The sequence below is a fragment of the Enterococcus sp. AZ095b genome, assembly GCF_051714725.1.
In the GTDB taxonomy this organism is placed as follows: domain Bacteria; phylum Bacillota; class Bacilli; order Lactobacillales; family Enterococcaceae; genus Enterococcus_B; species Enterococcus_B pernyi.
Window position 1 is genome coordinate 1,205,437 of record NZ_JBIOSL010000001.1, and the last position, 17,521, is coordinate 1,222,957.

18 protein-coding genes are annotated in these 17,521 nt (G+C 35.5%); 14 read left to right on the forward strand and 4 right to left on the reverse strand.

Annotated elements, in window-relative coordinates; translation table 11 throughout:
* Positions 1-57: 57 nt before the first annotated feature.
* Positions 58-909, forward strand: a complete 852-nt coding sequence (locus tag IGJ99_RS05785; RefSeq protein ID WP_023519493.1) for a DUF1803 domain-containing protein — start codon at positions 58-60, stop codon at positions 907-909.
* Positions 910-1,072: 163 nt separating this feature from the next.
* Here IGJ99_RS05785 and IGJ99_RS05790 read toward each other — a convergent pair whose 3' ends face one another.
* Positions 1,073-1,684, reverse strand: a complete 612-nt coding sequence (locus IGJ99_RS05790; RefSeq protein ID WP_041684186.1) for a hypothetical protein — start codon at positions 1,682-1,684, stop codon at positions 1,073-1,075.
* A 138-nt stretch (positions 1,685-1,822) separates the two neighbouring features.
* Positions 1,823-2,371, reverse strand: a complete 549-nt coding sequence (locus tag IGJ99_RS05795) for a DUF2179 domain-containing protein (protein WP_019724126.1) — start codon at positions 2,369-2,371, stop codon at positions 1,823-1,825.
* Between the two features lie 137 nt (positions 2,372-2,508).
* Here IGJ99_RS05795 and IGJ99_RS05800 point away from each other — a divergent pair, with 137 nt between their 5' ends.
* The 5 genes from IGJ99_RS05800 to IGJ99_RS05820 all read left to right on the forward strand — a co-directional run bounded on the left by IGJ99_RS05800 (position 2,509) and on the right by IGJ99_RS05820 (position 6,746).
* On the forward strand, positions 2,509-2,895 hold the full coding sequence (locus IGJ99_RS05800; protein WP_041684187.1) for a hypothetical protein: 387 nt from the start codon (positions 2,509-2,511) through the stop codon (positions 2,893-2,895).
* Between the two features lie 8 nt (positions 2,896-2,903).
* Positions 2,904-3,665 carry an alpha/beta fold hydrolase gene (locus IGJ99_RS05805; protein ID WP_096081472.1) on the forward strand — a complete coding sequence of 254 codons (762 nt, stop codon included), beginning with the start codon at positions 2,904-2,906 and terminating at the stop codon, positions 3,663-3,665.
* 156 nt (positions 3,666-3,821) lie between these two features.
* Positions 3,822-4,790: a LacI family DNA-binding transcriptional regulator gene (locus tag IGJ99_RS05810; protein ID WP_010735724.1), complete on the forward strand. Its 969-nt coding sequence runs from the start codon at positions 3,822-3,824 to the stop codon at positions 4,788-4,790.
* Between the two features lie 62 nt (positions 4,791-4,852).
* Positions 4,853-5,545, forward strand: a complete 693-nt coding sequence (locus tag IGJ99_RS05815; protein WP_010735723.1) for a hypothetical protein — start codon at positions 4,853-4,855, stop codon at positions 5,543-5,545.
* 172 nt (positions 5,546-5,717) lie between these two features.
* Positions 5,718-6,746, forward strand: coding sequence for a zinc-binding alcohol dehydrogenase family protein (locus tag IGJ99_RS05820; RefSeq protein WP_438770674.1), 1,029 nt, complete (start codon positions 5,718-5,720; stop codon positions 6,744-6,746).
* Positions 6,747-6,879: 133 nt separating this feature from the next.
* Here IGJ99_RS05820 and IGJ99_RS05825 read toward each other — a convergent pair whose 3' ends face one another.
* The gene (locus IGJ99_RS05825; RefSeq protein WP_010735721.1) at positions 6,880-7,545 is read right to left on the reverse strand and encodes a YitT family protein; all 666 of its coding nucleotides are present in this window, start codon (positions 7,543-7,545) and stop codon (positions 6,880-6,882) included.
* Positions 7,546-8,054: 509 nt separating this feature from the next.
* Between IGJ99_RS05825 and IGJ99_RS05830 the strand changes: the two genes are divergently transcribed.
* The 8 genes from IGJ99_RS05830 to IGJ99_RS05865 all read left to right on the forward strand — a co-directional run bounded on the left by IGJ99_RS05830 (position 8,055) and on the right by IGJ99_RS05865 (position 16,508).
* Positions 8,055-8,270, forward strand: coding sequence for a hypothetical protein (locus tag IGJ99_RS05830; RefSeq protein WP_438747869.1), 216 nt, complete (start codon positions 8,055-8,057; stop codon positions 8,268-8,270).
* A gap of 129 nt (positions 8,271-8,399) precedes the next feature.
* On the forward strand, positions 8,400-9,938 hold the full coding sequence (locus tag IGJ99_RS05835) for an ABC transporter permease/substrate-binding protein (protein WP_023519498.1): 1,539 nt from the start codon (positions 8,400-8,402) through the stop codon (positions 9,936-9,938).
* Positions 9,935-10,882, forward strand: a complete 948-nt coding sequence (locus tag IGJ99_RS05840) for an ABC transporter ATP-binding protein (RefSeq protein ID WP_409173820.1) — start codon at positions 9,935-9,937, stop codon at positions 10,880-10,882. The genes IGJ99_RS05835 and IGJ99_RS05840 overlap by 4 nt, the downstream gene beginning before the upstream one ends.
* A gap of 410 nt (positions 10,883-11,292) precedes the next feature.
* Complete coding sequence (locus tag IGJ99_RS05845; RefSeq protein ID WP_409173821.1) at positions 11,293-12,777, forward strand: helix-turn-helix domain-containing protein; 1,485 nt, start codon at positions 11,293-11,295, stop codon at positions 12,775-12,777.
* Positions 12,778-13,107: 330 nt separating this feature from the next.
* Positions 13,108-14,580: a helix-turn-helix domain-containing protein gene (locus IGJ99_RS05850; protein ID WP_010735716.1), complete on the forward strand. Its 1,473-nt coding sequence runs from the start codon at positions 13,108-13,110 to the stop codon at positions 14,578-14,580.
* Positions 14,581-14,913: 333 nt separating this feature from the next.
* Positions 14,914-15,240 carry an LPXTG cell wall anchor domain-containing protein gene (locus IGJ99_RS05855; RefSeq protein ID WP_224434657.1) on the forward strand — a complete coding sequence of 109 codons (327 nt, stop codon included), beginning with the start codon at positions 14,914-14,916 and terminating at the stop codon, positions 15,238-15,240.
* Between the two features lie 41 nt (positions 15,241-15,281).
* A complete protein-coding gene (locus IGJ99_RS05860) occupies positions 15,282-15,884 on the forward strand; it encodes a hypothetical protein (RefSeq protein ID WP_010735714.1) in 603 nt (200 codons plus the stop codon).
* Between the two features lie 99 nt (positions 15,885-15,983).
* Complete coding sequence (locus tag IGJ99_RS05865) at positions 15,984-16,508, forward strand: hypothetical protein (protein WP_409173822.1); 525 nt, start codon at positions 15,984-15,986, stop codon at positions 16,506-16,508.
* A gap of 110 nt (positions 16,509-16,618) precedes the next feature.
* Here IGJ99_RS05865 and IGJ99_RS05870 read toward each other — a convergent pair whose 3' ends face one another.
* On the reverse strand, positions 16,619-17,215 hold the full coding sequence (locus IGJ99_RS05870; protein WP_016249999.1) for a LysM peptidoglycan-binding domain-containing protein: 597 nt from the start codon (positions 17,213-17,215) through the stop codon (positions 16,619-16,621).
* Positions 17,216-17,521: the final 306 nt, after the last annotated feature.

Sequence of the window (17,521 nt, forward strand, 5' to 3'; positions counted from 1 at the left end):
ACTGGGACCTCCCGCTTTTTTCATTCAAGGTGTCACATAGAAAGCAGGTAAACAGATATGCAATATTTTTATTCTTTAGAGAACGAACGAAAACTAATTGAGCATCCGCTCTTCCAACCAATGATCGACTATTTGATCGAACAAGGCTCACAAGAGGTCATTTTACGCCAACTAAAGAAAGCATTTCCCCAAAAGAAAATGGAACACTTTCTTGATCAAATGATCGATAGTGGCTTGATCATCCGAGAAAATCGCCGTTACCGCTGTGCTTTTCCGGTCTATGACCAAGGAGATTTCCAAACAGAGATCAATCAACTGACTAAAGAATTGATCAATGAATTAATGAAACAACCGGAACACCTCAGAAATCTCTTCTTATCAGAAGAAATTTGGGATTTCTGCCATGAAACAACGTCTCCTTATTTTTATGCCACTACTTTTTCAGTTCCTACGATTGTGCGGTTGGAAGCAGGAAATGAGAACTATCGCTTTGTAACGCTCAACCAAGGAGAGAACGTGGTTTCTTTACCAACGTATTTCCATCTCCAAAAACAGCAAACCCCACTATATGAGGAATTTCAGGCTCTAGGGCAGTTGATTGGCGATGTGAATGAAACCTATTTTTTTGACCAAATAGAAGTGATTATCGAACGAATTTGTGAAAACAAATACAAAAAACGCCGTGAGTCGATTTTTTTAGATGCCTTATTATTAGCGGGGGTTGTTGTCCAACAGGAGCAATATCAATTGCTCTTGCCTGTAACAGAGGATAGGAATGACGCATTGCTACAAAAATATAAACCTTCAACGGAAACACCGATGCAAGCCGCCTTTATTAAAGAACAAGCGTTGGTCGAAGTCATGCGGCAATTGGATTTAAAATCTTATTCTTATATCAAGAAAATATGACCTCAACAATTGTCGGGGATCCCGCCGACTAAAACCGAAAAAAGTGAGAACAGAAGGAACTACTTCGAAAAATCAGGCAGCATCCACAAAAATTAGAAAATAATTTTTGTGGATGCTGCCTGATTTCACGAGACTTAACACTCCTGTCCAGATCTCATTGGGATCATGCTGCTTTACGAAAATGCCGCATCATATAAGCCAAATTCCCAATAAACAAGATATCTAGAATATTACTAGTGATTTGGATATTGGCAGAATTAATCGATGGCGCAAAGGCTAGGATGAATAGTGCTACGAGACTATAGCAAAAACAGAAAAAGGTGCTGGTTTGTATGACCATTGGCATTCTTAATTGCTTGGTGATCAATGAAAAAATAAAGAAAGTAAATATCGTTAAAATCACAACTAAACCGTTAATAATGAAGAAAAAAAGTGAATCTTGATTAACCGTATAGAGCATAGCTGTTAAAAGGTTCAGTGATTTCAGTATCACGAAAATAACATTTACTTCATTAAATGTATTCATCTTTTTTTTAGCAAAATAGGCGGCGAAACATAACGAGAAGATAAGGCCGCAGAAAGTAGAAAGAATCAAGAATGTTGGGTTGTCAGTCGATTGGTTCAGCTCGGAATGGTCAAGCAATAACCAGCCAAATGAATTGCATGGGATGCTTGAAGTCTTAAAATAAGCATAAAAGAAAAAAAGTAAAGCATTCAAAACGGCAAAAACAGATCCCCAATGTAGATAGGTCGTTGTTTTTTGTTGTATTTCCATAAGTACTCCCATAAATTTAATGATATACAATATAATAACAAAATGATGAGGAATTGTCGATGGTTTTTAATAAAACAAATAAATAGACGATGGTCGGATGAAAAAATTTCATCGGATCATCGTCTATTTTGTGAATATTCATTTCACATTACTTCGACGTTTGCGCACTTTCTTTGTCCAGAATCCGCCAGAAATATATTTTGGTTCGTAGGAGATAATAAAAGCGCGTTCTTCAACTTCTTTGATCAAGCGATAAAGCTCACGTTCACTTTTGCGTGGAGATAAAATCTCTAGAACTAACCGTTCACCTTCTAAACCAGTTGCTGACGTTTGAGTCACTCCAAACCCATTTTGTCGAAGAATGATCGGTAAATTTTTATCCTCTGAAGTATTTGCTGGTAGGATCGTCGTTACCATGATATATCCTAGTGCTAATTTATCCTCAATGGCAATCCCAACACTGATACCAACAGCATAGCCTAACGCATAAACGAACAAATTCAATGGATTATCTAAGCGGTCTAAAACCAGCGATAAACCAACGATATAAATAGTGATCTCAACCATACTAACTAATGGAGCGATGTAGCGATAGCCTTTCATGGTCAACATAAAGCGTAGGGTATTTAATGTGATGTAAGCGAAATTGATGAAAAAGATCATCGCTAACATTTTTGGATCGAACATAATAAGAACTCCTTTCAGTAGCGTCTATGTTCATCATATCAGAAATAATGCGATTGAAGAAAAGAATAAACGTTTATTACTTTAAAAAAATGATAAAATGATTATAATAGAATTATAAAGAGAGTCAGGTGAGCGCGATGAAGCGAATGAACAGGGTCATTGGAGTCAGTCATATATGTAGTATTTTTCTTAGTATGTATTTAGGGACCCATGCGATCCAACAACCCATTGAAGCGAATTCCTTGTTATTCCCAATCTCACTAACTGATGGGGTAATATTAAGTATTTTTCTTTTTCTAATGGTGTTTATTGGTAATATTTTTGGTAGTGTGGCTAGCTTCTTTAAAATGTCGATTTCCCCAGCCTTATCCATAGGATTAGGAACCATAGGAATATTCGCCATGTTATTCTTTGTTAAAAGAATGGATTTTTATACTATTACATTTGGGCTACTATGCCTTGTACAAGTCATGCTAAGTTTATGGTTGTCTTTACGGTCAACCAATCTAATGAAAATCAGGTGAATCAATCAGTGAATCCAATTATTTTGAAACGAACCATCAAAAACATACCCGTATTAGAAGTTGTCCAAAAAGAGTTGAAGACAGAGAAAATCCCAGTAGTGATCTACTATCATGGTTGGCAGACAAGCAAGGAGCTTGTATTGACTCAAGGTAGAAAAATGGCTAAAAAAGGGATGCGAGTTTTGCTTCCAGATGCGATGAACCATGGCGAGCGTAAACAACCCGTTTCAAAAATTCCTTCCTTTACTTTTTGGAGTAGTATCTACGGGAATCTATTCGAGTTTGATACATTGATCGAACATCTAAAAAAACGTGAACTTCTTTCAGATAAATTAGCTGTGGGTGGTGTGTCAATGGGTGGAATGACCACTTGTGCATTGCTAGCCAAACACCCAGAAATCACTGGCGGAATTTGTTTGATGGGATCACCATCACCACTTGAATATGGTGAAGAAATCTCACGTAGAGCACAAGAATTCCAGTACAAGTTGCCCGTTGACTACTTTGATTTGATTTCTTGGGTTAACCAATATGATCTATCTTTACAACCAGAAAAATTAGCAGGTCGTCCTTTATTTTTCTGGCATGGTGAAAAAGATGAAAAGATTCCTTTTCGACAAGTGTCTAAATTTGTCAAAAAAAACCAAGATAAGTCTTATGGTAAGGGAATCGTCTTTCGTGCTTCTTCGGAAAAACGTCATATGGTTGAAGTCCCATTGATGGATGAAGCAGCGGATTTTTTGAGCCAAATGATGGCTGTGTCTATATAGTAAGTAAGAGGACTAAATAGATAAAACGTCTATCAAAGAGAAATTTTTTTCTTTGATAGATTTTTTTTCAGAACTACTTGAGAGTTGCTCTTTTTTAGCACAAATCTTTGCTATAATGACTATAGTTATGGAATTAGGCATGGAAGGGGAGATTTTATGCCAACATTGGCAGATGTAGCTAAACGAGCAAATGTCTCGAAAATGACGGTTTCTCGGGTGATCAATCATCCAGAACAAGTCACTGATGAGCTAAAGGAACTAGTTTTTACAGCCATGGCTGAATTGGATTATCGTCCAAATATTGCAGCAAAAGCGTTAGTTTCGAACCGTTCACAGATCATCAAGTTGTTTATTCTTGAGGAAATCGATACCACGGAACCCTATTATATGAATCTACTCATGGGAATTGCTAAAAGGATTGGTAAAGAGCACTATTCCTTGCAATTAGTGACCAACGATGCTTTTGACGTCGGCTCCTGCGATGGTTATATCATCACTGGCGTGCGTCAAAGAGATTTTGATTGGATCAATCGTCTAGAAAAGCCAGTCGTGTTATTTGGTGAAAATCGTATGGGCTATGATTATGTTGATAGCGATAATCAATATGGGACCGCCAAAGCGACACAATATGCCTTAGAAGTTGGTTATCAAACGGTTGTTTATATCGGCATTGATGAAGCAGAACCTTTTGAACTATCTAGAGAAGCGGGCTATCTAAAAGTGATGGAAGAGGCTGGGCTAACTCCGAAAATGCTGCGTTTTGATAATCATTCCACCACACCAGAAAAATATATCACGGAACATTGGGACGAATTTTCAGATAAAACGTGTTTTGTTTGCAGTTCTGATCGTTTAGCGCTTGGTATCGTTCGTGGCATCACACAAGTTGGCGGACAGTTACCCGATCAATTTGGCGTTATTGGTTTCGATGGCGTATTTCTTGATCAAATCAGTTCCCCAAAACTGACTACCGTTAAACAAGACATCATTCGTATGGGGGAAGTGTGCGGCGAAATGCTATTAAAGAAAATTACTGAAAAAGGAGCAAGCCAAGGATACCGTCACTTTTTCCCAGAATTGATCATTCGTGAAACGACAAGAAAGTTAAATAAGACTAACGCTTAGCTATAGAAAATAGACGATTTGTGCTATTATAAGAGAAAGTCCACTTAAAAAGGATGGTTTACATGACAGAAATCAAACGAAAACATTTTCGCTTTCCTGCATACGATGATCACATAGGTGTAAAGTTAAAAAATGAAAATAGGCGTGTGCTGTTTGACGGACAAGATGATCTGATGACCGATACAAGCGACAAACCATTGTTCGAGCAAATCAATGAATTTCATTTTGAGGATTATTCAAAAAATGAAAAAAATCCTCATTCGACAGTCAATGTTCGGCATGCTTCAACACAAAAAGCAAATCTAGCAAAACATAAACAAAATTTGCCAGACTATAGGCAGAGTAAAAAAACACAAACCAAACGAAACAGTCAGACGAATTTTGGCTATAATCGTCATGCCAGCCCTTCAGAGCAAAGACCAACACAAGAAAAAACAAGCCAATCACGAAGTGTATTCAATAGTTCGGGAAGAGAACGTTCTTATTTTGTACCTAAGTACGTACCAGCTTCGATCATTCCTGATCCGAAGAAAAATAAAATCTCTGAAGAAGAATTGCTCGCTTCGATCAAAAAAGAAAAGAATGCGTATCTTTTATTTGAAACAGAAAATACACCCTATGATGGAAAACAAGGTGTAACAATGAACCAAGAGAAAAGTTCAAGTAAGAAAACTCATGGAGTATTAGATCGTTCGTTGGAAGGCCTGATCAATGACCAAGGTAATTCCTTGAAAGGCAATGGTTATTTCCAATAAGTAGTAACTGCTCAAGTATGAGAAAAAGTTGTTCCTTCAAACATTCAGACACATAAGAAACAAGCAGGACTTGTGAAAAAATGTCTGGATGTTGGAGCGGAACAGCTTTTTTTTGACCGACTATATTATTGCAGTAGAAAGGAACAGGAAAATGATAAATAGACCCTCATCAATGAAAAGGTTTGGTTTTACTTATGAGACCCCTTATCCACAATTGATTGAAGAAGATACTATGGTACCAAAACCTGGCGAACACGACTTATTGATCGAAGTTGTAGCACTTTCGATCAATCCTATAGATACGAAGCGAAGAGAAATCGTCAAAGAAGAAACATTCACTGTGCTCGGCTATGATAGTGTGGGTTATGTACGGGAAATGGGCGCGGCTGTAAAGGGGTTCGAGCTGAATGACCGTGTCTATTATGCAGGAACGACTCAACGCGAAGGGAGTCAACAAGAGTATCAAATCGTTGATGCACGGATCGCTGCAAAGGCTCCTAAGAATCTTAGCGACGAAGCTGCTGCAGGGATTCCATTGACTGCACTCACTGCCTATGAATTGCTATTTGAAAATTTTCAGTTAGTTCCTCAAGAAAAAGCAAATGAAGGGAAAGAGCTTTTGGTGATCAATGGAGGAGGTGGCGTTGGTTCGATCATGACGCAACTAGCGAAGTGGACGGGTATGAAAGTTTATGCAACTGCTAGTCCGCAAAATTTTGGATGGCTTGAAAAAAATTGCGTAGATGTTCCGATAGATTACCATCATTCTCTTTATGACCAATTAAAACAAGCTGGGAGCGAGGGTGTTGACTATATCGCAGTGTTGTATGATATTGAATCCTATCTACCAGAAATAAAAAAAATCATTCAACCTTTAGGGCATATCGGAATGATCGTCAATACAAAAGCGAAAATCGATTGGAATGAATATAAAAATGATTCAATCAGCTTCCATTGGGAGTATGTTTTCACGAAAACAGATCATAATAAAGAAATCGCAACACAAGGCGCAATCCTAGAGACATTGACAAAGTTATTTGAAGAAAATAAACTTCATAGCCACGTAACAACTGTTTACTCAGATGGTATCAGCCGAGCTTCACTTGAACAAGCGATGAAGTTGGTGAAGGAAGGTAGCCAGCAAGGCAAAGTCGTTTTGTCAGGTGGGTTCAAATCCACCGGTGGAAAAATGGCTCGATAAGACAAGTAGTAAGAATGACTATAAAAAAGCAACTGTGGCTGGAACATGGTTTCTCTCGCACTATCTAAAACCAGATAAACGGCGAGAAATAAACACTTCTGTTCCGACCTCAGTTGCTTTTTATGGTAAGAGTTCAATCTATATATGAATCTTCCACAGGTTCTAATTGATTGACTGTTGGGGATGGAGCTGTGATTTTTTTGAAAGGATTAGCGAAGCGGAAGTACTTCACTTTATTCAATGTATAAGATAAAATTGAGCAACTCAAAAGAGTATAGGCAAAATGCGTAAAATCCAAATACAACAAAGACACAACTAAAATCCCAAACGTGATAACAAATAGACTTTTCCCGATATTCACATGATAATATTTTTCAATTGCTTGATAAACGATATCGGTTCCGCCAGTGCTGCCCCCAAAACGAAAAACTAAGCCACAACCGATTCCCGAAAGAATGCCAGTCATTAGACTATTCACTAAAAGATTTCCAACAGCAAAGTGGACATTTAAATTTTCCCATACATGCAAGAAGAAGACCAGAGAAAATGTTCCGACGATCGTTCGAATAAATGCATGTTTTCCAAAAATAAACAAGGAAATCAGCAATAAAGGTAAATTTATGATCAGTGAGGTGATGGAAGGCGCAAAGCCAAATAAATGATTAAGTAAAAGAGCAATTCCTGTGACACCACCGTCAGCTAATTTTGAAGGGAGATTGATTCCGGTTACCGCTAATCCATAAAGAGCAGCCCCAAAAATAATTCCACATAAGTCTAATAAAAATTTTACTTGTTTCATCTCTAACCTCTTTTCTTTTTGAAAATTTTCAGCAATCTTTATATTACACTGAACGGCTCTATAAATTCAATAGGTAAATAGAAAAAAATATACATAATGAAGTGTATTTAATTTCGGTCAATCATTCCTTGTAAAACAATCTTTTAAATCAAAAATGATTCTATGTAAAAATATGTATTGCATAATTTAGGGATAAAAAAATAGTGAATAAAATAGTGTGATAAATAAAAAAATGTATTTAAATATAAAAAAACATAAATTATTTTATTAAATTTAACGATTATGATGTTAAAACAACCGATTTTTACTTTTTTGGTCACTGACACACAACTTAAAGTATAATAATTATTGAACAAGCCAGTAAACAAGTATCTCCCCCACGAGATTTTAAAAGTTACTGGCTGTTTTTTTTGTTCAAAATTCCAACTTCTACTTTACAACGGGAACAATTGTTCGTATAATAAAAGAGCGAACAATCGTTCGGTATAAAATAATAGAGGTGATCAGAGATGCAATCAACGAGACGTTTTGGTGCGATGTTGTTGATTTTATTTTTTGGAATTATTATAGGTAATTATGGGTTACAAACAGCATTATTGATTTTTTTACCTTCGTTTGTATTATGGTTTGTGATGTGGGATGAAAAAAAATATCGACAAAATGAACGAAAACGCAGGTATGAAGAAACCTTCTATCAACATAGAGCTACGTACGATTCAAAATAACTAAATACAAAAACAAAACTTGCAATCACTTCTCACCATCTAGTGGATTGCAAGTTTTTTTTAAAACAACTTAGTTGGGGATTTACTTCGCTATGTTTATACTTAAAGGAGAACAGAAAGGAAGGTCATATGAATACGTTTATCGAAACGCTCAGTGAGAGAAAAGAAGAGTTATTCGCAGCAACATTTCAGCACTTATCTATTTCATTGATTGCATTATTGATTGCCGCAGTGATTGCGATCCCGCTTGCTATTTGGGCAGTCAACCACAAAAGAATGGCAGAATTTTTGTTACAAGTAACGAGTGTGCTGCAAACCATTCCCTCACTTGCACTTTTAGGATTATTGATTCCATTTGTAGGGATTGGCACTTTACCGGCATTGATTGCCTTGATCTTATACGCCTTATTACCGATATTTCAAAGCACTTATATAGGATTAGCAGAAATCGATCCATCAATTGAAGAAGCAGCAGTTGCTTTTGGGATGTCTCGTTTTCGAAGATTGATCAAAGTAGAGTTACCCATCGCGCTGCCTGTCATTATCTCAGGTATCCGCACTGCGTTAGTATTGATCATTGGTACAGCAACATTAGCAGCCTTGATCGGTGCTGGCGGGCTAGGAACATTTATCTTACTAGGAATCGATCGGAATACACCTGTTTTAACTTTGATCGGCGCAATCAGCTCCGCCTTGTTAGCTATTGTTTTCAGTAGCTTGATCCGTCTATTACAACACTTGAAACCTCGTTATACGATGATCACTTTAGGCTTGATTTTGACTTTAGTCGCAGGTGCTTCCATTTATCAAACTGGTTTCTTAAAACAAGAGAAAATCACGATTGCCGGTAAGCTTGGTGCAGAACCAGATATATTGATCCAGATGTACAAAGGATTGATTGAAGAAGAAACCGAAGCGGAAGTCGAATTAAAACCGAATTTCGGTAAAACCAGTTTTCTATTCAGCGCTTTAGAAAACAAACAAATTGATATTTATCCTGAGTTTACTGGAACAGTATTAGAGAGTCTGGTTACAGTTCCAGAATCAATCAAGGACCAAAAATTAACAAAAGAAGAAACGTATCACGAGGCCAATAGACTGTTAAATGAACAGTTCTCAATGACACTTTTAAGTCCGATGGCTTATCAAAACACATATGCTCTTGCTGTTAAACGTGACTTTGCGGATGAGCACCAAGTAAAATCAATTTCTGATTTAGCTAAAATCGAAAATCAAATCAAGGCAGGGTTCACGTTAGAATTTATCGATCGTGCAGATGGGTACAAGGGGATACAGGAACTTTATCAGTTAGATTTTCCGAGTGTCCAAAGCATGGAACCTAGTTTGCGTTACCAAGCAATAAATAATGGTGATGTCAATGTAGTTGATGCCTATTCTACCGACAGTGAACTGAAACAATACGATTTAGTCGTCCTAGAAGATGACCGAGGCTTGTTCCCTACCTACCAAGGCGCACCATTGATGAATGAAGATTTTGCCAATGATCATCCAGAAGTCGTGGCAGCTTTAGAGAAACTTAGCGGCAAAATAACGGAAGAACAGATGCAAACGATGAATTATCAAGTAAATGTCGAGAAAAAACAACCAGCTGAAGTGGCACGACAATTTTTGGTTGACCAAGGTTTAGTGAAGGAGGATAACAATTGACCGAACTGATTGAATTTAAAAACGTCCAAAAAACCTTTAATGACAAGTATGCAATTAGACAATTAGACCTCTCAATCAATGAGGGAGAGATCTTTGTATTGGTAGGTCCTTCGGGAAGTGGAAAGACAACTTCACTAAAAATGATCAATGGACTCTCATTACCAAGTGTCGGTGAGGTATATTTCAAAGGTAAATCATTAAAGGACTATAACTTGCAAAAAATGCGTTGGCAAATGGGATATGTCTTGCAACAGATTGCATTATTTCCAACGATGACTGTCAAACAGAATATCGAAGTGATCCCTGAAATGTTAGGCTGGGAAAAACAGAAACGATCCGAGACTTCGGATCAGTTACTGACAAAAGTTGGTTTAGATCCTGATGTCTATCGTGATCGAATGCCACAAGAATTGTCTGGAGGAGAACAACAGCGTGTAGGGATCATTCGGGCGTTAGCAGCCAATCCTGAAGTGATCTTGATGGATGAGCCTTTCAGTGCGTTGGACCCTTTATCAAGAACTTCCTTGCAGGAGCTTGTTTTATCACTTCATAAAGAATTAGGTACGACGATTGTTTTTGTTACCCATAATATGGAAGAAGCAATTAAACTAGGGGATCGCATCGCTGTGATGAAAGAAGGGGCATTGATCCAATGTGATACACCAGAACAATTATTGATGCATCCTAAGAATGACTTTGTACGTAGTTTCTTCGAGGAATCGATCCAAGAAAAAGATCAGACAGTTGAACAACTTGTACTTGCTGGCTTTTTTGAGAAAGAGATCACTGAACAACGAAGAGTGGTTCAGCTTGATACACCACTAAAACAATTATTTGCTCAACTAGAAGCAGTCGAAACAGTCAACATCTATAAACAAGAAATTCTGATTGGATCGATCTCCAGAGAAAATGTTTTTGCATTTCTAAGTGGGAAACAGAGTTGATTTGGATGTTTTAGACAGGTGAACAATGACTTATTTAGATAACTAGACACAAAGAAGTAGTGGTTCAATAAAAGTTATTTAAAAAAATATTAGAATAACAAATAAAGAAATGATTGAATAAAGGCGTTGAATTTCGGATGCTTTTATTCGATCATTTATTATTACGAATATTATTTAACGGTAAATTAAAAATATCTCATGTTATCTTCATTTTTCTTGTAGACATAAGACGATTTATATTTTAAAATTATGATTAAGTAATAGTACATATATTTTTGTTGAAATCTTATTTCAATGATAAATCTAAAAGAAAATTGAATAATCATATAAGAAAAAAATAAAAAAATCACAGACGGGGTGTTATTTTTTTGTTTATTACTGTGCTTTTTTATTAGATTTGGGGGAGTAAAATGAAAGGAATATTAAATAAACAAAGTACAAGGCAATTAGCATTATTAGAATTGCTGTGGGAAAATGAATGGTTGACCGTATCGAAAATTGTCCAAGTCATCGGGGGAGTCGAAAAGACGATACGAACGGATATCAAACATTTAAATGAAATAATCAAACCGCTTAAAATTGAAACATCTTTTAAACACGGGGTTTTCTTGGATAAAACACTTGGGGTCTCAAAAACACATCTTTATTCTTTGTTTTTGCAAAACTGCATCGAATGTCAGATCATCGAAGAAATTTTTATCAATCCGAAGCTTTCTAAAGGTGAGTTATGTGATTGCTTGTTTATCTCAGAGACACAGTTGAACCGCTTGTTGGCCAAGCTAAATTCAGTTTTAGAAAAATTTTCAATACAAATCAGTCATGAATTGACGATTGAAGGTTCAGAGATAAATATTCGTAAATTATTTGCTAGTTTGATGTATGAAAAATATCTTTCTGCGGAACCGCTTCTTTTAAAAGAAGAGTTTGACCTGATCGATCGATTGATCCAATGTTTTTATGAGGAAAACATAACGATCATTGAAGCGAATGACCAACATCATTTTTTATTAAATAAAATACATTTAAAAGTACTAGCTGCGCTATATCGATGCAAGCAAGGCGCTTTTATAGAAAAAAAAGCAACTGTTTTTAACTACAAAACCATTTTGAATGACGAAGAATTAAAACGTAGATGTAAAGAATCTTTTGAAATTGAACTGAATGAAGACATATTATACAATTTATTTGCCAACTATTGCGAACCTTTTAAAGTGACCGGAGCTTGCCAACAGTTTGGTAGGTTTCAATCATCCTTACATAGTAAAATTGAACGACTGATCAAAGATTTATCTCAACGATTTAATATCGAGTGTTCCCATAGTGATACATTGATTGCTGACATTTTATGGAGTAGTTTTCGAATCACTGGCCCGACTTTCATATTGAACAATGTGATTGAAGAATTTGTTTTAGAATTAATGGGTGAAAATCAAACAATCATGTTTGAATTAAGAGAGTGTTTTGCAGAAATATATGAAGAACTTGAACTTAAACCGTTTGATAAGAAAAATATGGTGTATCAATCGATCTATAGTTTGGTTACACAGTGGTCTGATTTTAGGATCGAGATGAAAAAGACCTATCAGATCAAAGCTGCATTGATCTTGGATGTTCCCATTGGTCATTTGCGTATGTTGAAGGAAGAAATCGAAATGCATTTCAGAAGTACGTACTCCGTTGATATCTTGTCACCATTTGATCTGTTCAGCCAAGTAAAATTAGAAAAATATGACTGTGTGTTGACAGATGTTTGTACAATCCGAGGGTCCATCGAACAACCGAGGGTGATTGGCATCCCACATTATTTCGATAATGAGTTCATTCACAAATTACATACTTTTATTATAAACAGAAAAGAAAGTGTCAAGTTATTTAGAAAAGAACTTGTGATGTAATCTGTTTAATAATCCAATTTATTAGATATGCCTATACTGGTATATCTTTTCTTATTTTTAATTAATAAAAACGCAAAAAATCATTGCTAAACATCTGTTTTGAAAATGGTTATAAATAGAATGATCACTGAATAAATGAGAATACATTAACTTTTTAATCTATACCAATTTTTTTAATGATAGAATTATTGACATTTTCAATACATTCACCTATAAGTTCTAACGTTATTTTACCAAGCGGTCGGTAGATTGAGATTATTTTTAGATAAATCATTATGTTAAAAATAATGTAGACGTTCAATATTTTTTGTTTGGAGAGGTGGAACCGAAATGAGAGAAATCTTAGATGGACGTTTGAAACGTCAGTTGAAGATTTTGGAAATATTATGGGATACTCAGTGGATGACGACAGCTGAATTAGCCGAAATGATCGAAAGCTCAGAAAAAACAACTCGAAATGATCTTTCACAAATCAATGAGATGATTGCACCGCTGACAATTGAAACCTCCTTTAGATCAGGAGTATTGCTAAAGAAAAATATGAAAACACCAAAAGCATTCATCTATTCAAAAATTTTGAGTAAAAGTTTGGAATATACCTTACTTGAGACACTATTTTTTAGAAGAGTAAGTTCAAAAGACGATCTGAGTGATAGTTTATACATATCTGAAACACAAGTATCACGTGTTATTAATCGAATCAATCAAGTCATCAGTAAATATGAATTTCAAATCAATAATCATCTCGATATTGTAGGTAATGAAGGGAATATTAGAGATTTTTTTTCTGCTTTCTTTGCAGAAAAATATAATTTACCTGAGAATTTAATGAAAGGCGATGATCTCTCTCTGATCACGGATATCATCGAAGTATTTGTAAAAGAGAATACGATCTGGGCATTAGTCAATAATGACAATCATTTGTTTTTAGGAAATATGAAATTTCATTTATTTATTTGTTTTGTTCGTTTGAAGCAAGATTATCAGTTGATCTCGAGGAATATACCGTTTATTTTCCAACATTTCGCAAATGAAACAGAACTTTTAGGACGTATCAATGAAAAGTTTGTCGTCAATTTAAGAGAAGAAAACCTCCAACAACTTTTCTATGAGTTTTATCAACCGATTCATCCGACTTTACGATTACAATATTTAAATGTCCAAGTTGATGCAGTAAATCAAAAAAATAAACTAAATCAAGTAATTGAATACTTAGAAAATAAGTTCGGTATAGTTTGTGAAAATCGTGATCAATTGATTCATGATATTTATTGGACAACCATGAATATGGTAAGACCCACCTATATTTTACATAATAAGAAACGAGAATTTTTTCAAAACGTAAAAAGAGACAGTCCCACACTAGTGAAAGATTTAGAAGACCGATTTTTTGAGATTTATCAGACATTAGGATCTGCATTTCATAGTTATTTAGATGAAATGATCCATCAATCTGTCTTCAAGTTGTTGACTTCCTGGTCAGATCTATGGGTACAAGTACGGAAGCAAAAGATAAAACTCCATGTCGCCCTATTATTAGATAGTTCTTATGATCATATGTGTATGCTCAAAGAGGAAATCAAATTTTATTTTCGACATAATATCAATATAGAGATTCTTCACCCTGCGACAAAAATACAAAATGATTATTTAAAAAAGTTTGATTGTCTTCTGACAGATATATATTTCAATGACTATTTTGAAGTGCCTACTCTTGGAATTTCTAACTATTTAGATGAAGCCATCATTGATAAATTGGTCGAGTACTATCACATCAAAGTGGATGAACTTGCTGAGATTTGATCTACTATACAAAAATCAGTTGGCAATTATTTCTGTTGGTGGGAATTATTAAGAAAAGTTCAAACTGATTAGTTAAAATAATATGTTATTTATTTTTTCTTGATTTCATATGGACTCTATAATGCTATTTTATCACTGTTATATATGGGGGATTGGTCAATTATTGTAATTCTGGTTTGTATTTGTTACTAAAATAAATAACTATATATTCTTATTTTGTTTACCAAACTGGCGGTAAAACTTGGTTTTAAAAGTGCTGGTTTTTTAAGGATAATTGTTTTGTGGGAATCGTGTCGTTTATATTAGGAGGTGAAGGGTGAGATAAAAAAGACGATGTATTACATGATAGGTGTGTTGTTGTTATGCTTTATGAGTCCAACTGTCTATCATGCTCAACAATCAGAAATACAAACAGTTCATGTCGAAGCAACGATCGGTGATTTAGGTAATAGTTCCGAAAATCAAGACGACACAGGGCAGAGTACCCAAAATGAAGAACAGCAAACATCAAACAAAAGTGAAGGTTCTTCCTCTAATTTCCCGCAAACTGGGGAACGTTTGACCAATGGAATTGCTTTGATCGGTTTATTGCTTACTCTTTTTTCGATAGGATCGTTTTATACATTCAATCAAAAAGAAGAACGACTACAAAAAATTTAGTGAAATAATATAGATTATTTCAGCAAGGAGAGAAATTCAATATGAAGAAGCTAAGTAATTTAGCGATTGTATCTACAATTTTATTAAGTGGTTTAGGACTTGGTTCAATAAACGTTGCTGCCAATGACTTGGGATGGATTCCTGGACAACCAGACAATACACCGGGACAAACGATCAAAGGTGATGACAAAGCAGATGTTCAAGTTTCAGGATGGATCGGAGAATGGGATCCAGTTGATCCAGAAGATAAACGCTATATCGATATTACGATCCCAACGACTGTAAGATATGCAAATGCGATGGCAGAAGACGGAACGCCTCAACCAGAGATCGTTTCCCCATTATATGCAATGACAAATAATTCAACTTCACATAGAGTGATGATCGAAGTAGATAGTTTTGCGGAGACAAGCTCAACTGGGATCACTCAAGATTTGTTCTTTACACCATTAAATGAAGCAGCGGTTCGTTTGCAAAGTGCTTCTGGACAGTTCTTGAATACTCGTACTTATTTGACAACTATTGGAACAGGACAAACAAAATCCTTGAAATTTGAAGGAGCAATCACTAGTCCTTTCCAACAGGATGTTATTGTGACACCTGCATACACGATGTCATTCCATTTTTCTGCATTAGCTAACTAATCTTAGCAAAGTTGATAAGTATTCCATTACTCAGTTTAGTAGAAAGAGCCTGAATGAAAGACTTTTCAGTTATAATTTTGAGAAAGGAGGTTGAGAAAAATGGCACATAGTAATAATTTTGAAAAAAAGAATTATAGTAAAAAGAAGAGAACTTATATCTTGTTTTCTTTGCTACTCGTATGTCTTGTAGCAGGGATCGGCGGATACTTTTATTTTAATCAATCTCCTCCTCAAGTAGTGGCAGGATTGCCTGATTTAGATGATCATCTGTCAAGATTGAGTAATGAAGAGATTTTAAAAGCAATGCAAGATCAAGTAGATAAAGACAAAATGCGTATTCTTTTGAAACATGATATAGAAGTTGATAAAGAAGGAAAAGCGAGTGTCGATGTACGTAATAATGGTCAGAATGCATTCAATATCCAAGTAGAATACTATCTAGCATCAAATAATAAACAATTGTATAAATCAGGATTGATTCCTCCAAACAACCGAATAGACTCTATCCCTTTTGAGAATCTACCTGATGCTGGCAGTCATGATGTTAGAATTTTATACAATATTTATAACGAAGAAAAATTGGTCAATACAACAACGATCGATGGTAAAATCAACATTAGTTGATCGCTGATTGAAGGTAACATAAATAAAAAATGGAAGGCTCTGAAAATAGATTATCTATTTTCGAGCCTTCCAATTTTTTATTTAGCTTTTAACTCAATGATAAATTGTTCTTAGTACCAACCGTTAGCTAACCAGAAAGCTTTGGCTGCATCCCAAGAGCCATAACGAGAAGCAACATATTGTTCTGCCACTCTTTCTTGATTGGCAGCAGAGTAGTCACCGTTCAAGTAAGAAGAGTCTAATTGGTAACGGCCGATATAACGTCCGTTTGTTGCTGTATAAGAACCGCTAGATTCTTTTTGTGCGATCCATTCTTTGGCATCGTTCGTACCAGTTGAAACAGCGACTTCAGTAGCTGGTGCTTGTTCTACAACTGGTGCTTGTTCTACTACAGGTGTTTCCACAACTGGCGCTGTTTCTTGAACAGGTTCTACAGGTGCTTGAGTAGCGACAGGAGCAGTTGCTTGCTCACCAGTAGGAATAGTTAATTCTTGACCTGAAAAAATCAGGTGAATGTTTGAGATTGAGTTAGCTTCGGCAATTGTTTGGATCAAGGAGTTGTCACCAACGTATTTTTGAGAAATCGTTGATAAAGTATCACCTGATTGAACAGTGTAGGCTTCGTCTGCGTGTGCAGAAGTACCCATAAATAATGCAGCGCCGGCGGCCAAAGTTGTTCCAAAAAGAATAGTTTTAAGTGATTTCATGAAAGATCTCCTTCGTATTTTAAAAAGTTATTTTGATTAGCTGTTTTCGCTAACGAGTAATACTTTACCATGATGAGACATTTCATAGGTGATAAAAACGTAACAGTTTATGACAAAGCTACCTTTTTTGTAATATTCAACGAAACATATGTAATCGAAAAACGCTTTCTTTCTTTTAATTGAAAGAATGTATGTTCTCGTTTTTTGATGAAAAAAATTAGTTAAGAAAATATTAAGCGGATAATAAATATGTTTTTTTCTATTGTAGAAGATAAAATGGGTGGCTATCTATCAGTCATAATAGCT

Bases quoted from the DNA above. Each gene is read 5' to 3' on its own strand.
- IGJ99_RS05785 (WP_023519493.1), top strand. From the start codon at position 58: ATGCAATATTTTTATTCTTTAGAGAACGAACGAAAACTAATTGAGCAT.
- IGJ99_RS05790 (WP_041684186.1), bottom strand. From the start codon at position 1,684: ATGGAAATACAACAAAAAACAACGACCTATCTACATTGGGGATCTGTT.
- IGJ99_RS05795 (WP_019724126.1), bottom strand. From the start codon at position 2,371: ATGTTCGATCCAAAAATGTTAGCGATGATCTTTTTCATCAATTTCGCT.
- IGJ99_RS05800 (WP_041684187.1), top strand. From the start codon at position 2,509: ATGAAGCGAATGAACAGGGTCATTGGAGTCAGTCATATATGTAGTATT.
- IGJ99_RS05810 (WP_010735724.1), top strand. From the start codon at position 3,822: ATGCCAACATTGGCAGATGTAGCTAAACGAGCAAATGTCTCGAAAATG.
- IGJ99_RS05815 (WP_010735723.1), top strand. From the start codon at position 4,853: ATGACAGAAATCAAACGAAAACATTTTCGCTTTCCTGCATACGATGAT.
- IGJ99_RS05820 (WP_438770674.1), top strand. From the start codon at position 5,718: ATGAAAAGGTTTGGTTTTACTTATGAGACCCCTTATCCACAATTGATT.
- IGJ99_RS05825 (WP_010735721.1), bottom strand. From the start codon at position 7,545: ATGAAACAAGTAAAATTTTTATTAGACTTATGTGGAATTATTTTTGGG.
- IGJ99_RS05830 (WP_438747869.1), top strand. From the start codon at position 8,055: ATGCAATCAACGAGACGTTTTGGTGCGATGTTGTTGATTTTATTTTTT.
- IGJ99_RS05835 (WP_023519498.1), top strand. From the start codon at position 8,400: ATGAATACGTTTATCGAAACGCTCAGTGAGAGAAAAGAAGAGTTATTC.
- IGJ99_RS05845 (WP_409173821.1), top strand. From the start codon at position 11,293: ATGAAAGGAATATTAAATAAACAAAGTACAAGGCAATTAGCATTATTA.
- IGJ99_RS05850 (WP_010735716.1), top strand. From the start codon at position 13,108: ATGAGAGAAATCTTAGATGGACGTTTGAAACGTCAGTTGAAGATTTTG.
- IGJ99_RS05855 (WP_224434657.1), top strand. From the start codon at position 14,914: ATGTATTACATGATAGGTGTGTTGTTGTTATGCTTTATGAGTCCAACT.
- IGJ99_RS05860 (WP_010735714.1), top strand. From the start codon at position 15,282: ATGAAGAAGCTAAGTAATTTAGCGATTGTATCTACAATTTTATTAAGT.
- IGJ99_RS05865 (WP_409173822.1), top strand. From the start codon at position 15,984: ATGGCACATAGTAATAATTTTGAAAAAAAGAATTATAGTAAAAAGAAG.
- IGJ99_RS05870 (WP_016249999.1), bottom strand. From the start codon at position 17,215: ATGAAATCACTTAAAACTATTCTTTTTGGAACAACTTTGGCCGCCGGC.